12 protein-coding genes are annotated in these 14,776 nt (G+C 49.4%); 10 read left to right on the top strand and 2 right to left on the bottom strand.

The genetic code is table 11. From position 1 onward, the window contains the following. Positions 1-47 precede the first annotated feature (47 nt). From CRO03_RS11760 to CRO03_RS11745, 4 genes are read left to right on the top strand one after another with little or no spacing between them, the layout of a single operon-like run. Positions 48-650, top strand: a complete 603-nt coding sequence (locus CRO03_RS11760) for a hypothetical protein (protein ID WP_097111822.1) — start codon at positions 48-50, stop codon at positions 648-650. Continuing rightward, a complete protein-coding gene (locus CRO03_RS11755; RefSeq protein WP_097111821.1) occupies positions 650-838 on the top strand; it encodes a hypothetical protein in 189 nt (62 codons plus the stop codon). Before CRO03_RS11760 ends, CRO03_RS11755 begins: the two co-directional genes overlap by 1 nt. 2 nt (positions 839-840) lie before the next feature. Beyond that, on the top strand, positions 841-1,698 hold the full coding sequence (locus tag CRO03_RS11750) for an HprK-related kinase A (RefSeq protein ID WP_097111820.1): 858 nt from the start codon (positions 841-843) through the stop codon (positions 1,696-1,698). Beyond that, a complete protein-coding gene (locus CRO03_RS11745; protein WP_097111819.1) occupies positions 1,692-2,750 on the top strand; it encodes a nucleotidyltransferase family protein in 1,059 nt (352 codons plus the stop codon). Before CRO03_RS11750 ends, CRO03_RS11745 begins: the two co-directional genes overlap by 7 nt. A 17-nt stretch (positions 2,751-2,767) precedes the next feature. On the opposite strand, the gene CRO03_RS11740 is transcribed toward CRO03_RS11745, so the two are convergent. Further along, a complete protein-coding gene (locus CRO03_RS11740) occupies positions 2,768-4,105 on the bottom strand; it encodes a Na+/H+ antiporter NhaC family protein (protein WP_097111818.1) in 1,338 nt (445 codons plus the stop codon). 166 nt (positions 4,106-4,271) lie between these two features. Between CRO03_RS11740 and CRO03_RS11735 the strand changes: the two genes are divergently transcribed. The 6 genes from CRO03_RS11735 to greA all read left to right on the top strand — a co-directional run bounded on the left by CRO03_RS11735 (position 4,272) and on the right by greA (position 13,573). Further along, positions 4,272-6,143 (top strand): MFS transporter, encoded by a 1,872-nt coding sequence (locus CRO03_RS11735; RefSeq protein ID WP_097111817.1) that lies wholly within the window; start codon positions 4,272-4,274, stop codon positions 6,141-6,143. Between the two features lie 111 nt (positions 6,144-6,254). Next, complete coding sequence (locus tag CRO03_RS11730) at positions 6,255-7,409, top strand: iron-containing alcohol dehydrogenase (protein WP_097111816.1); 1,155 nt, start codon at positions 6,255-6,257, stop codon at positions 7,407-7,409. Positions 7,410-7,664: 255 nt separating this feature from the next. Continuing rightward, positions 7,665-8,474: a 4-hydroxy-tetrahydrodipicolinate reductase gene (dapB, locus tag CRO03_RS11725; RefSeq protein ID WP_097111815.1), complete on the top strand. Its 810-nt coding sequence runs from the start codon at positions 7,665-7,667 to the stop codon at positions 8,472-8,474. A 233-nt stretch (positions 8,475-8,707) separates the two neighbouring features. After that, on the top strand, positions 8,708-9,850 hold the full coding sequence (carA, locus tag CRO03_RS11720; protein WP_097111814.1) for a glutamine-hydrolyzing carbamoyl-phosphate synthase small subunit: 1,143 nt from the start codon (positions 8,708-8,710) through the stop codon (positions 9,848-9,850). A gap of 28 nt (positions 9,851-9,878) precedes the next feature. Further along, positions 9,879-13,100, top strand: a complete 3,222-nt coding sequence (gene carB, locus CRO03_RS11715) for a carbamoyl-phosphate synthase large subunit (RefSeq protein ID WP_097111813.1) — start codon at positions 9,879-9,881, stop codon at positions 13,098-13,100. Continuing rightward, positions 13,097-13,573: a transcription elongation factor GreA gene (greA, locus tag CRO03_RS11710; protein WP_097111812.1), complete on the top strand. Its 477-nt coding sequence runs from the start codon at positions 13,097-13,099 to the stop codon at positions 13,571-13,573. The genes carB and greA overlap by 4 nt, the downstream gene beginning before the upstream one ends. A gap of 51 nt (positions 13,574-13,624) precedes the next feature. Here greA and CRO03_RS11705 read toward each other — a convergent pair whose 3' ends face one another. Then, positions 13,625-14,773, bottom strand: a complete 1,149-nt coding sequence (locus CRO03_RS11705) for an RNA polymerase sigma factor (protein ID WP_170949004.1) — start codon at positions 14,771-14,773, stop codon at positions 13,625-13,627. Between the last annotated feature and the right edge of the window lie 3 nt (positions 14,774-14,776).

Raw genomic sequence — 14,776 nt, 5'->3', positions numbered from 1 at the left:
GATAAATTAGCTATACGCTGAAACATCAGGACAAGGGTGAAAAGTCTATGGACAATAAGGATATCAAAGCAGCGAGTGGCCGTCGTAAGTTTTTAGTGCGGGCAGGTATGGGCTCGCTACCCGTGTTAATGGCCCTTAAAAGTAAAGGCGCCTGGGGCTACACTACTCAAAATTGTAATTTGAGTGCGTCAATGTCGCAAATGCAATCTGCTCAGGCTGAGCAGTTTGAAACCTGTACTGCGTCATTTAATTCGCACGGTGCCGCGAAGCAATATTTTGATGTTAATAAGGGGCTCGGCAAGGGTAACGAACGAAGCGGTTATTACCACTCTGCTTCAGAGAACTATCATCGTAACCCCGAGTTTACCTATAATTTTAACGGCTTCGTTATTAACGAAAAAACCATGTTCAGTGAGATTTTCCCGGGCGGTGCAGGTGTTAGTCTGGCAGAAGCCGTGCACAATGGTTCTACCTCACTGGAGCGGGATATAGCCGCTTTATTTTTGCATTCAATGTTTTACCGGGGCCAGGGCATGTATCCTGAGCCTGAGGCATTCGTCGACGCGTACAGCAATGCCATGCTAACAGGTAAAACGGACCAGTTGGCGGAAGTACTGCAGATGTATATTGATGGTGAAAAAGAGTTTTAATGCAGAAGAACGATTCGCTGTATACTGAGACAACTTATGCTGCCTGGCTAGCTGATGCCAGGCAAACAGATAGTAACCAGCAGATCGTTCAGAAGATTTTCCCGGCCGATAATACCGCTGTGTCTTTTAACAAAATCAGTTATGCTACCTGTAAGCTGTTATCGGAACATTTTGCCGAGCAGGAGTAAGTTTGTCGCTTTTTTCATTGCATACCCCGCCCTTTACTGTTCGCATAGCAACTGACAGCCCGACGTTATTTACTGATTTATCCAGTTTATATCCAGATGAAGTACTGCGGCTTCAGCCTTGCCCTGAACATATTTATGATTTTCATATTGATTACCGGCGCCGTTTCAGTGGCAAGAGCCGGCCATACCATTTTCGAACCGGCAGCGAGCATTTTCGAATGGCTGATGCCAACCAGCTGATCCCAACGTTTGAATGGGGTTTGAACTGGTGTGTCTCAGCATATCAGCAACAATATCTGGCCATTCATGCTGCAGTACTTGAGAAGGACGGCAAGGCGTTGATTATGCCCGCACCGCCAGGTAGTGGTAAAAGTACCTTGTGTGCGCTGCTGATGTTGCGGGGATGGCGGTTATTATCTGATGAGATGTGTCTGATTGACCCTGGCAGTGGTCAGTTACAACCCTACGTGCGGCCGGTTAGTTTAAAAAATGCGTCAATTGAGGTTATCCGGCAATACCAGCCCGGCATCTCTGTTTTCCACCGCACACCAGATACTGAGAAAGGTACAGTCGCCTATTTACGGCCAACTGACATAAGCTGGATACAGTCTGACACTCCAGCAGCGCCAGCATGGATCCTGTTTCCGGCGTATCAGGCTGAGGCTGAGCCAGTGGCAGTATTTACCATGCCCAAAGCAGATACTTTACTTTATCTGGCACAGAACAGCTTTAATTATGCGGTTTACGCAACTGAAGGGTTCAGATTGTTAAGCCAGTTGGTAGACAATACTGAAAGCTACCGGCTTGAGTACAGTGATACCAGCCAGATGATTGAGTTGCTGGAACAATTGCTATGCTAGTGCCTTTATTAATTCAGTGTTTTCGTGATCCTGAACAGTTTCAGGCTAAGGCCAGTGCTGCATGTTGGACAGACTTACTGCAACAGGCGCGCAGTATGGGACTGACAGCACAGCTTAGGGCACTATTTGACCGTCATAAATTGCTGGATAGCTTGCCTGAAACAGTACAAAAACATTGCGAATGGGGCTGGCGCTATTATCAGAAACAGCAAGCCAGCTTATTTTATGAGTTATTTGAGTTGGAGCCTTGCCTGGCTGAAGCTGACTATCCCTGTTTACTGTTAAAAGGCGCTGCCTATCAGGCGTTAGGCCTTACAGTCAGTGAAGGGCGTTTGTATTCGGATATTGATTTGCTGGTAAGCCGGCAGCAGTTAAATGACTGCAAGGCTAAGCTCTTCTTTGCTGGCTTTTTTGAACCTGCAGTGTCGGCATACGATAAACATTTTTACCTGGAACTGTCCCATGAAAACCCGCCGCTTTACCATGTAAAACGTGGTACGGCGCTGGATTTACACTTTGCTTTGTTTCCCTTGGCCGGGCGTAAAAACCTGATAACAGAGAATGTTTTTGCAAGCGCCAGTCCGATTGCAGGCTCATGTTTTCAGGTACCCAGCCTAAGCTATTTATATATACATGCCGCTATCCATTTTTTCTGGCAGGAAGAGCAGCACAAGCTGACAAAAGATTTAATCGATTTAGATTTGCTGTACAGCCAGCTAGCTGAGCAAAAGTTACTATCACAGCTCTTATGTGATGCTGAGCAGTTTGGCGCACTGGAACCAGTAGTAAATACTTTATTACTTATTGAAAAGCTATTTGAGCGGAGCCTGCCTGAAGAGGTAGCCAGACAACTGCGCAAAAGCCCGCTGCGGCGGGATTTCGCCAGGTTCATATTGCAGATGCAACTGCAGTCTGGCACAAAAGCTTATATAGCCGGCACACTTTGGTATCTGCGGGGCTATCGGCATAAAATGCACTGGCGGGCGTTAGTCCGCCATGTCTGGGTTAAAACTAACCTGGCGTGGCGGCACTATCGGCAGCGACCCGGGTAACTGTGCTGTTGGCTCGCTCAAGCAGCTCTGCTTTCTGCTGGGGTATTTTCAGGTTGGCGTAGCAAAATAATGCCGCAGGCTACGGCAAATAAGATCAGGCAATAAAAGCTGTTCGTCACAACCTGCCACGGTGAAATACCAAAGCTGGCTCCTAACAACAGGGCCTGCGCGCCATAGGGCACCAAACCCTGACTGATACAGGCGAAAATATCTAATAAACTGGCGCTGCGCCTTGGGGTGATCTGATGTTGCTGTGCCAGATTCTTCGAGACATCACCGGTTAGCACAATGGCGACGGTATTATTAGCAATACACAGGTTGCTGGTGAAGGCCAGTGCGGCTATTGCCAGTTGTTGCGCCTTATTGCCTGCCAGTTTGAGCTTGCTGGTCATGCTCTGAATTTTGCCAGAGATCCAGCTCAGCCCCCCTTGTTGTTTAATAAACTCACTTAAACCGCTTACCAGCATCGCCAACAGGAAAATTTCCTGGACGCTGGCAAAACCAGCCGCGATGTCTTTACCTAAGCCAGCGATTTGATAGTCGGCAAATACACTGCCTTGTGCTGCTGCCAGCACAATACCCAACAATAATACCAGAAACACGTTCAGGCCCATTACGGCCAGCACTAAAATGGCGGCATAGGGTAAAACACCGGTCCAGCTGAAGTCGGCAGCAGCCACCGGCGCAGTATTACTGGTCACAAAGCTGTACAGAATTAAGGTCAGTACAGCGGCCGGCAGGGCGATTTTAATATTTTCCTTAAATTTATCAGACATTCTGGCACCCTGAGTTCGGGTGGAGGCGATAGTGGTATCAGAGATGATAGATAAATTGTCGCCAAACATGGCGCCACTTAACAGTACCCCGGCTACCAGCGCCGGGTCCATATTTGCCTTGGTCGCGAGGCCGGCAGCTATAGGTGCTAATGCGCCTATGGTACCCATCGAGGTGCCCATTGCTGTCGATATAAGAGCGGCAATAATAAACAGGCCTGGTAACAGCCAGGCTGCAGGCACGATACTTAAACCCGCATTTACTGCCGCATCCACACCGCCGGTTGCCGTTGCTACGCTGGCAAAGGCGCCAGCTAGCAGGTAAATCAGACACATGGTAATGATGTTGTGGTTGCCAGCACCTTTTATCAGCACGTCTATTGATTGCTGCAGTGGCGAGCGGTGTAGCCAGATCGCCAGCATTAACGCCGGAATTATTGCGACATGGCCGGGCAACTGGTAAAACGCATAATCAACGTTTTGCCCCTGAAAATATAAACCACTACCTAAGAACAGCAGGATGAACAACCCCAATGGGATAAGGGAGCGTTTAGCGCCGGGCTGACTAACAGCATTGACCATGGTGTACCTCAACAAAAATGGGTTGCGAACTATATAGATGGCCAGACGTCTTGTCAATAATTGCAGGAACTGCTGGCGCCTGACAGCTAACTTAGGGTATTTTGTTGAAAAAACCTACCGTTTTCAGTGCTGTTTTATTTAGGTAGCGGTCACAGAAGGTGTTGCCATGTCAGCCAGAAAAATTATTAAAAGCCGTCGTTTTCTGCCATTTTTCTTAACTCAGGCGCTCGGTGCGTTCAACGACAATGTCTTTAAAAATGCGCTGATGTTACTACTGGCATTCACCGCAGCCAATGCTTTGCCATGGAGTACCGATGTCACCATGAACCTGGCTGCTGGCTTGTTTATTTTGCCATTTTTGTTGTTTTCCGCCACGGCGGGCACACTGGCTGACAGCATGTGTAAAAGCAGACTGATCCGGCTGTTAAAACTCACTGAAATTATCCTGATGTTGCTGGCTGCAGTAGCTTTTTATTTTCAGCAGTACTTAGTGTTGTTGGGCTTATTATTTCTGATGGGCAGCCAGTCGGCGTTTTTTGGCCCGGTTAAATACGCTATTTTGCCGCAACTGCTTGACGATAAAGAGTTGCTGGCCGGCAATGCCTGGGTAGAAATGGGCACTTTTATTGCTATTTTATTAGGCACAATTACCGGTGGTTTACTGGTAGGCACAGAGCATGCCTTGCTCTGGGTTGGCGCTATTATTGTGCTGTTTGCTGCACTGGGCTATTTAACCAGCCGCGCTATTCCTGCAGTAGGCCAAGTGGATAAAGCCGAACGTTTCAGCTTTGCTCCCGTTAAACAAACGTTGCAAACCATTAAAATCAGTTATGCCAATCGCACCCTGTATCTGGCGATTATGGCGATCAGTTGGTTCTGGTTTTTGGGCGCCAGCTATTTAACTCAGTTCCCTAACTTTACTAAAACTGTGCTCGGTGGCGATAATACGGTAGTCACAGCATTGCTGGTCGCATTTTCAGTTGGGGTCGGGCTGGGTTCTATGCTGTGTGAGCGACTATCCGGCAACCGGGTAGAACTGGGAATAGTGCCTTTGGGTTCTATTGGCCTAACGGTATTTGGCTGTAGTTTGTATTTTAGTGCGCCAGAACAGGTAGCGGTGCAGTTACTCAGTCTGGGCGCATTTTTACAAAGTGGATATGGCTGGTGGGTGTTATTTGATCTTACCCTGATAGGGGTGTCAGGCGGCCTGTTTATCGTACCGCTGTATGCCATATTACAAAAGCGGGCAGAGCCGGGCCAGCGAGCCAGAATGATTGCTGCCAATAATATTTTTAATGCGCTGTTTATGGTGGTTAGCGCTCTGGCCGGCATTTTGTTTCTATCGGTACTGGGTTTAACGATACCGCAATACTTTCTTATCCTCGCTATTATGAACGCAGTAGTAGCGCTATATGTGTATAGTCAGGTACCGGAATTTACGCTGCGCTTTGTTATTTATCTGCTCAGTCATACTTTATATCGGGTTCGCAGCCATGGCCTGGACCACATTCCGGAGGAGGGTGCAGCAGTGCTGGTAGCAAACCATGTCAGCTACGTTGATGCGATGCTGATTGCTGGTGCCGTGCGCCGGCCGGTAAGGTTTGTCATGGAAAAAGCCATTTATGACCTGCCTGTCGCCAACTGGTTATTCAAGGCGGCCCGAACCATTCCTATCTGCAGCAAACAAAAAGATGAGCAGGTGTATGAAGCGGCTTTTGCAGCGATTAAGCGCGAGCTGGCTGATGGTAATCTGGTCTGTATTTTCCCTGAGGGCCGGCTGACTAAAACCGGTGATATCGATAATTTCCGGCCGGGTATTGAGCGGATTATCAGCGAAAGCCCGGTGCCCGTGGTGCCGATGGCCTTGCAGGGACTGTGGGGCTCATTTTTCAGCCATCATGGCAAAGGCGCTTTCAAACTTAAAGGTCGTTGGTGGTCAAAAGTACAATTAGTTGCCGCTGAGGCCATACCGGCTGCTGCAGTCAGTGCTGCTGATTTAGAGCGACGCGTGCGCACATTGCGCAGTGATACGCGCTGACTGCAGGAATAAACGGGATATAAGCAAGGGCAACCGGCCTTGAAGCAAGCCGGCAATGCCCACATAACCTGAAAAGGCCTGTTAATCAGCAGTAACTTACCCGGAGTATAAATGCTTAACTTTTCGTATCAGAACCCCACCCGTATTGTGTTTGGTAAAGATCAGCTTAACCAGCTGGCTAAATTAATTCCTGCCGGCAGTAAAGTGCTTATGTTGTATGGTGGCGGTTCAATTAAACATAACGGCGTGTATGATCAGGTAGTAGCGGCCCTTGCTGGCTTTGACTGGCAGGAGTTTAGCGGTATTGAGCCTAATCCCAGTTTTGAAACCCTGATGAAAGCTGCTGACTTAGTGCGCGAGCAAAAAATTGATTTTCTGTTACCGGTTGGCGGTGGCAGCGTGATTGATGGCGCAAAGTTTGTCGCTGCCGCCGCGGTATATCCTGGTGATGCCTGGGATATTTTAGCCAACCGCGGCAAGGTTGAAAGTGCCATTGCCCTGGGCTGCGTGCTGACCTTGCCGGCCACGGGCACCGAGAGTAATGGTAACTCCGTGGTTACCCGCTATGAAACCCAGCAAAAACTGTCATTTTCCAGTTCACTGGTGTATCCGCAGTTCGCTATTCTTGACCCGACCGTCACCTTTAGCCTGCCGCCGCGGCAAGTAGCCAATGGCGTGGTAGATGCGTTTGTCCATGTAATAGAGCAGTATTTAACTTATCCGGTGAATGCGCCGGTACAAGACCGGTTTGCTGAGGGTTTATTGCAAACTCTGGTAGAGCAGGGCCCTAAAGCACTGAGCGAGCCAGATAACTATGACGTGCGGGCCAATATTATGTGGGCGGCCACCATGGCACTGAATGGCCTGATTGGTCAGGGTGTGCCGCAAGACTGGGCAACCCATATGATTGGCCATGAAATCACCGCAGTCTATGGCCTGGACCATGCCCAAACCCTGGCCATAGTGTTGCCGGCGTTAATGCAACAGCAGCGCGCGCAAAAGCGCGAGAAGCTACTGCAGTTCGGTAGGCGGGTATGGCAGCTGAGCCATCAGGATGAAGAGCGGTTAATTGACGATACCATTAGCCACACCCGGGCCTTTTTTGAGCAAATGGGCGTGCCCACCCGGTTGGCAGACTATGGCATTGCCGCCGATGCGGTGGATAAGCTGGTAGCTAAACTGCAAGCCAATGGCATGCTGAAACTGGGCGAGCATGGTGATATTGATCTGGACGTTTCACGGCAGATTCTGCAAAAAGCGGTGTAGTAAAAGCGTATTGATGTGAAATAAAGGTCGGAACATCTGCCGGGCTCGCCACAGCAACTCGCTGCCGCTGGCGCGTCCGCTCAGACACTCTGTGTCGACCCAACAGACGCCACGACCTTTATTTTTTCAAGATCTGCTTACTCATCTCAACAATGTTTTATATAAGAAATAGCCATTAAGATGGCTATTTTGCTTTCTAGTATTGGCTGCTTTTGCTTTAATAGCCGCCATTGTTATTTTTATACCGAGTAAATTATGCCTGCTATCGGAATTTTCGGCGCAAACGGCCGGATGGGTCGTGCCCTTACCACTGTTGCCAATGAGCAGCAGTTAAACTTAACTGCCGCCACCGTGCGTGCCGGCTCGTCATTAATTGGCGTCGATGCCGGCGAGCTGGCTGGCTGTGGCAAGCTGGGGCTGGCATTAAGCGAAACCGGCACAAGTAGCATTAAAAATGCTGACATCTGGGTCGACTTTACCATGCCGCAGGCGATGCTGGCGCATCTGGAGCTGGCGGTAGCAGCAAAGAAAGCCATGGTTATTGGGGTAACCGGCCTTAGCGATGAGCAGTACCAGCAGCTGCAGCAGGCCAGTGAGCATATTCCGATTGTCTGGGCGCCTAATATGAGTGTCGGGGTGAACCTGCTGCTGCATTTAGTGCAAACCGCCGCCCGGGTAATGGGTCAGACTGCCGATATCGAAATTATTGAAGCGCATCACCGTTATAAGAAGGATGCGCCGTCAGGCACTGCCATGGCCATAGGTGCCACTATTGCCAAAACCCTGGGACGCAATTTAAATGATGTGGCAGTGTATGGCCGTGAGGGCATAACTGGCGAGCGTAACCAGCAAACTATTGGCTTTGCCACGGTGCGGGGTGGCGACATTATTGGCGATCACACTGCACTTTTTGCAGATTTAGGCGAAAGACTGGAAATAAGCCACAAAGCGTCCAGCCGTAATACCTTTGCCCAAGGTGCACTGCGTGCTGCTTTGTGGTTGCAAAATAAACAGCCCGGACTTTATTCCATGCAACAAGTGCTCGGATTGGCCGACTTAACATAAGCTTTTGAGCAACTAAACTTAAAAACGTGTTAAAGCAGGTATATTTGTAAAAAACTAAAATATCCATAGCCAAAAGTACGCTTTTCGCCTAAAATAAGCAGGTTTGCCCGGTCTCTGGCTTGCGCCACTCGACCGGTCCGCTCATCCTTTAAAAACGGGATTAGAATTTTGGGTCAAAACGGGTTGTAAAACACAAATAGTTTTCGCCCGTTTTTTGCTGTTTGGAGGTTATTTTGACTAAGTCCGCCCTGCTCGTACTGGAAGACGGCACCGTATTTCACGGTACAGCCATTGGCGCTGAAGGAGTTTCTGTAGGTGAGGTGGTGTTTAACACCTCGATGACCGGGTATCAGGAAATCTTAACTGATCCCTCATACGCAGAGCAGATAGTAACACTTACTTACCCACATATTGGCAACACCGGAACCAATAGTGAAGATGAAGAATCCGGACAGGTTTGGGCCAAAGGCCTGATCATTCGTGACCTTCCATTGTTAGCCAGTAATTTCCGTAATCAACTCTCACTTAGTCAATACCTTTCACAACACAATATTCTTGGCATTGCCGATATCGATACCCGCAAGTTAACCCGTATTTTACGGCAGAAAGGTGCGCAAAATGGCTGCATTATGGCTGGCGATAACCAGGATGAAACCAAGGCGTTGCAACTGGCTCAGGGCTTTGCAGGCCTGGCCGGCATGGATTTAGCAAAAGTAGTCAGCGTTAAGTCATCTTATCAGTGGACCGAAGGCAGTTGGGTATTGGGCGAAGGCCATCGTGCTGCAGCCGCAGAGCAGTGCAATCAGCAGTTTCATGTGGTCGCTTATGACTTTGGGGTAAAACGCAATATCCTGCGGATGCTGGCTGACCGCGGCTGTAAGCTTACCGTGGTACCGGCGCAAACGCCCGCCAGTGACGTGTTAGCACTTAAGCCGGATGGCATCTTCTTATCAAATGGCCCTGGCGATCCGGCACCATGTGATTATGCCATCGAGGCGATTAAAACCTTTTTAGACACTGACATCCCACTGTTCGGCATTTGTTTAGGCCATCAGTTACTGGCGCTGGCCAGTGGCGCTAAAACCTCAAAAATGAAGTTCGGCCACCATGGGGCCAACCACCCGGTGCAAAATCTTGATAATAAGAAGGTGCTTATCACTGCCCAGAACCATGGTTTTGCGGTAGACGAAGCCACGTTACCAGGCCACTTAAGAGCCACCCATAAATCGCTGTTTGATGGTTCACTGCAAGGCATTCATCGTACGGACAAACCGGCGTTTAGTTTTCAGGGTCACCCTGAAGCCAGCCCCGGCCCGCACGAAGCCTCTGAGCTGTTCGACCACTTTATTGCGCTGATGCAACAGCATAAAGCCTAAGCAAACACGAATTACGGAGAGCGACCCCATGCCAAAACGTACCGACTTAAAAAGCATTCTGATTATAGGCGCTGGCCCAATCGTAATTGGTCAGGCCTGTGAGTTCGACTACTCAGGCGCTCAGGCCTGTAAAGCCCTGCGGGAAGAGGGTTACCGGGTGATTCTGGTAAACTCTAACCCGGCTACTATTATGACTGATCCGGACATGGCCGATGCAACTTACATTGAGCCTATCCACTGGCAGGTAGTAGAAAAAATCATTGAAAAAGAGCGTCCTTGCGCTGTGTTGCCGACTATGGGCGGCCAAACTGCCCTGAACTGCGCGTTGGAATTAGAACGCCATGGTGTGCTGGCAAAATACAATGTAGAAATGATTGGCGCTACCGCTGATGCTATCGACAAAGCAGAAGACAGAAGCCGCTTTGATAAAGCAATGCGTTCTATCGGCCTGGCCTGTCCGCGTGCCGGTTTAGCCCATTCAATGGAAGAAGCCTATCAGGTACTGGAAGACATTGGCTTCCCTTGTATTATCCGGCCCTCTTTTACTATGGGTGGTTCAGGTGGCGGTATTGCCTACAACCGCGAAGAATTTGAAGAAGTCTGTACCCGTGGCCTTGATTTGTCGCCAACCAAAGAGTTGTTAATTGACGAATCGTTAATTGGCTGGAAAGAGTATGAGATGGAAGTGGTGCGCGATAAAAACGATAACTGCATTATCGTTTGTGCCATTGAAAACTTCGACCCGATGGGTGTGCATACTGGTGACTCCATCACGGTAGCACCGGCGCAAACGCTGACTGACAAAGAATATCAAATTATGCGTAATGCCTCGTTGGCGGTACTGCGCGAGATTGGTGTTGAAACAGGCGGTTCTAACGTCCAGTTTGGCATCAACCCGGTTGATGGCCGGATGGTTATTATTGAAATGAACCCGCGGGTGTCACGCTCCTCAGCGTTAGCCTCAAAAGCCACGGGCTTCCCGATTGCCAAAGTAGCTGCCAAACTTGCAGTGGGCTATACCCTGGATGAACTGGCTAATGATATTACCGGCGGCAGAACACCAGCCTCATTCGAGCCAAGTATCGACTATGTTGTCACCAAGGTGCCTCGCTTTAACTTTGAAAAGTTTGCTGGTGCTAACGATCGCTTAACTACTCAGATGAAATCAGTCGGCGAAGTGATGGCGATTGGCCGTAACCAGCAGGAATCGTTGCAAAAAGCGCTACGTGGTCTGGAAATTGGTGTATCTGGTCTGGACCCGATTATTGATATCGCCCAGCCTGAAGCCAAAGAGAAACTGACCCGCGAGTTGCGTGAGCCAGGTTCGCACCGCATCTGGTACATTGCCGATGCTTTCCGGTTTGGCATGAGCATGGATGAAATATTTGCGCTAACCAATATTGACCGCTGGTTCCTGGTGCAAATTGAAGATTTAGTCAAAGAAGAGCAGGCGCTGGCGACTGACGGCTTTGCTGCCCTGGACCAGGCCCGCCTAAAGCGGTTAAAGCGCAAAGGTTTTGCCGATGCACGGATTGCTGAGGTATTAGGGGTTAGCGAAAACGAGGTACGGAAAAAGCGCCATGGTTACAAGCTGCATCCGGTTTATAAGCGGGTAGATACCTGCGCCGCTGAATTTGCCTCTGATACCGCTTATATGTACAGCACTTATGATGAAGAGTGTGAAGCGGCACCAACTAACCGCGATAAAATAATGATTATCGGTGGTGGCCCGAACCGCATCGGCCAGGGAATCGAATTTGATTACTGCTGCGTACATGCGGCACTGGCGCTGCGCGAAGACGGTTATGAAACCATTATGGTGAACTGTAATCCGGAGACCGTATCAACCGATTATGATACTTCAGACCGCCTGTACTTTGAGCCAATTACCCTGGAAGACGTGCTGGAAATCGTGCGGATAGAGCAGCCCAAAGGCGTTATCGTCCAGTATGGTGGCCAGACCCCATTAAAATTAGCCCGCGCGTTGGAAGCGAATGGCGTGCCAATTATTGGCACATCACCGGATGCGATTGACCGCGCCGAAGACCGCGAGCGCTTTCAACAGGCGGTTGAGCGGTTAGGCTTAAAACAGCCGCAAAATGCCACCGTCACCAGTGTCGATGAAGCCTTATCACGCGCTCATGAAATCGGTTTCCCGATGGTCGTTCGCCCATCTTATGTATTGGGTGGCCGGGCAATGGAAATTGTCTATGATGATCAGGATTTACGTCGCTATATGACCGAAGCGGTCAGCGTGTCGAATGACTCGCCGGTGCTGCTGGATAACTTTCTGGATGATGCAATTGAAGTCGATATCGATGCCATTTGTGATGGCAAAGAAGTGATTATCGGCGGCATTATGGAGCATATCGAGCAGGCCGGGGTTCATTCGGGTGACTCAGCCTGTACCTTACCCCCACACAGCTTAAGTCCGGCAATTCAGGATGTGATGCGCGAGCAGGTGAAGAAACTGGCGCTGGAGCTAGGCGTAGTGGGCCTGATGAACACCCAGTTCGCGGTAAAAGACAACGAAGTGTATTTAATTGAAGTTAACCCGCGGGCTGCACGTACTGTGCCTTTTGTGTCCAAGGCAACCGGCATGGCAGTAGCGAAAGTGGGGGCCCGTTGTATGGTGGGGCAGTCACTGGCGGCGCAGGGTATTACCAAAGAAATTATTCCGCCGTATTTTTCGGTGAAAGAAGTGGTGATCCCGTTTAATAAATTCCCTGGCGTTGACCCTATTCTTGGTCCGGAAATGCGCTCTACCGGCGAAGTAATGGGCATTGGCGACACCTTTGAAGAAGCCTTTGCCAAAGGTGAGTTAGGATCAGGCACGCTGATCCCAACGGGTGGCCGGGCCTTGCTTTCGGTTCGCGACAGCGATAAAGTGCGGGTTGTTGAGTTGGCCAAACGGATGGTTGAAATTGGCTTTGAGCTTGACGCCACAGGCGGTACAGCCAAAGCGCTGGCTGCTGCCGGTGTGCCTTGTCGTACTGTAAACAAAGTATATGAGGGCCGGCCACATATTCTTGACCGGATTAAAAATGGCGAATACAGCTACATCGTAAATACCACTGAAGGGCGCCAGGCAATCGAAGATTCGAAAGTATTACGCCGTGGTGCGCTGCAGCACAAAGCCAACTATACTACAACGCTAAACGCGGCGTTTGCGACCTGTAAAGCGAACGCTGCCAGTGCCTTTAATAACGTTAATTCTATTCAGGAATTACATAAGAGAGTGAACGGATGAGTCAAATCCCGATGACAATTCAGGGCGCAGAAGCATTGCGTGTTGAACTGCATGAGCTTAAATCGGTAAAACGGCCTGCAATAATTCAAGCTATTGCTGAAGCCCGCGCCCATGGCGATTTAAAAGAAAATGCCGAATATCATGCTGCCCGCGAGCAGCAAGGTTTTTGCGAGGGGCGTATTCAGGATATCGAAGGCAAGTTATCGAATGCTCAGATTATCGATATCAGCAAAATGCCCAACAACGGCAAAGTCATTTTTGGCGCCACAGTATCTATTTTAAATCTGGATACCGACGAGGAAGTGACCTACCGGATTGTTGGTGATGATGAAGCTGATATTAAAAATAATTTAATTTCAGTTAATTCGCCTATTGCCCGCGGTTTAATTGGCAAAGCGGTAGATGATGTCGCGAATATCACCACTCCGAAAGGTGTGGTGGAGTTTGAAATTACTGCGGTTAAGTACATCTAATGGTTATCGCTTAATCTGAATAAAAACGCCAGGCAGATCCTGGCGTTTTTTTTAACCCCAAAACCATCTGTTGCTACGAACCAGGCCGCTAATTAAACCAGCATAACCGGCCATACCACCGCCTAGCATACCAAGCCAACACCATAAGCGATTACGACGATAAACCTTAGCTGCCGTTGCATCATGCTGCATTTTTGCCAGTAAACGTGGCTTAATAGTTTGCCATACACCGTATTGCAGATACCCCAGGCCTGCTAAAAACAGGCTGAAGCTCACTACCGGGGCCAGTGCGCCTGCAGTAAACTGATAAGACAGTGCCAGCAATATACCGCTTAACAATACCCAGCCAACACTGATGTTGCGGTATTTAAGCAGCAGCTGACGCTCCTTAACACTTTCGGCTCGCTTCAGCGGTTGCCGCATACCCAGAATAACGCCAAGCACCCCTCCCAGCGCGCCGATCATGGCACCACCAAACAACCAGCTAATTTTGGCCAGGCCGCTACTGTTCGCAGCAAGCGCACTAGCCGATGCTGCAGCCACCGGCGGGCTGGCCAGAGTTAGGGCACTGCAAATGGCGGTGGTTAAGCCCATACCAGGCGCTGTAGTTAAAATTAGTTTGCCATATTTTGCCAGTAACTGGTCTTTTAGTAATTCCCGTACCCGCTGCAATTTTTTGCGGACATTACTCTCTGTTATTCCCAATAACTCGGCTACCTGCTGACTGTTTTGCTCTTCCCGATAAAACAGCAGCACTATTTCCCGGCTATCCGCGGGCAACTGGCTGATAAAGTCAGCCATTATCTGGTTTTGCTGGGTCTTCACTAAACTATCAGCTAAATCGTCAGAAGATTGGTTGTCGCAGGCAAAATCTGCAAGTATGGCTTCAGCCTTTTCACCGCCCACTTTCCTGCCAACTTTGTTATCGCGCAGATAATTAAAAGCCCGGTAGCGGGTAGTCTGGCGCACCCAGGGCAAAAAGCTGGCCGGGTTTTGCAACGTATTGAGTTGTTGCCAGATATGAATAAACACTTGCTGAGTAATATCTTCACTGGCATCTAAATCTTTCACAATGGCCAGCGCAATACTGCTGACACTGCGCTGGCAGGCTTTAACCAGACGGGTAAAGGCCTCTTTATCACCCATACTAGCGGCTTGCACATCTGGTAGCAGCAGCTGTTCGGTCATTGATATGCTCATGCT

It is taken from the genome of Arsukibacterium tuosuense (assembly GCF_900215315.1).
Taxonomy (GTDB): Bacteria; Pseudomonadota; Gammaproteobacteria; order Enterobacterales; family Alteromonadaceae; genus Alishewanella; species Alishewanella tuosuense.
The sequence above is the reverse complement of the archived record's forward strand: the minus strand, read 5'-3'. Positions and strand labels throughout refer to the sequence as shown.

What these genes read in the sequence shown, in the direction of transcription:
- CRO03_RS11760 (WP_097111822.1), top strand. Translation starts at nt 48, where the DNA reads ATGGACAATAAGGATATCAAAGCAGCGAGTGGCCGTCGTAAGTTTTTA.
- CRO03_RS11755 (WP_097111821.1), top strand. Translation starts at nt 650, where the DNA reads ATGCAGAAGAACGATTCGCTGTATACTGAGACAACTTATGCTGCCTGG.
- CRO03_RS11745 (WP_097111819.1), top strand. Translation starts at nt 1,692, where the DNA reads ATGCTAGTGCCTTTATTAATTCAGTGTTTTCGTGATCCTGAACAGTTT.
- CRO03_RS11740 (WP_097111818.1), bottom strand. Translation starts at nt 4,105, where the DNA reads ATGGTCAATGCTGTTAGTCAGCCCGGCGCTAAACGCTCCCTTATCCCA.
- CRO03_RS11735 (WP_097111817.1), top strand. Translation starts at nt 4,272, where the DNA reads ATGTCAGCCAGAAAAATTATTAAAAGCCGTCGTTTTCTGCCATTTTTC.
- CRO03_RS11730 (WP_097111816.1), top strand. Translation starts at nt 6,255, where the DNA reads ATGCTTAACTTTTCGTATCAGAACCCCACCCGTATTGTGTTTGGTAAA.
- dapB (WP_097111815.1), top strand. Translation starts at nt 7,665, where the DNA reads ATGCCTGCTATCGGAATTTTCGGCGCAAACGGCCGGATGGGTCGTGCC.
- carB (WP_097111813.1), top strand. Translation starts at nt 9,879, where the DNA reads ATGCCAAAACGTACCGACTTAAAAAGCATTCTGATTATAGGCGCTGGC.
- greA (WP_097111812.1), top strand. Translation starts at nt 13,097, where the DNA reads ATGAGTCAAATCCCGATGACAATTCAGGGCGCAGAAGCATTGCGTGTT.
- CRO03_RS11705 (WP_170949004.1), bottom strand. Translation starts at nt 14,773, where the DNA reads ATGAGCATATCAATGACCGAACAGCTGCTGCTACCAGATGTGCAAGCC.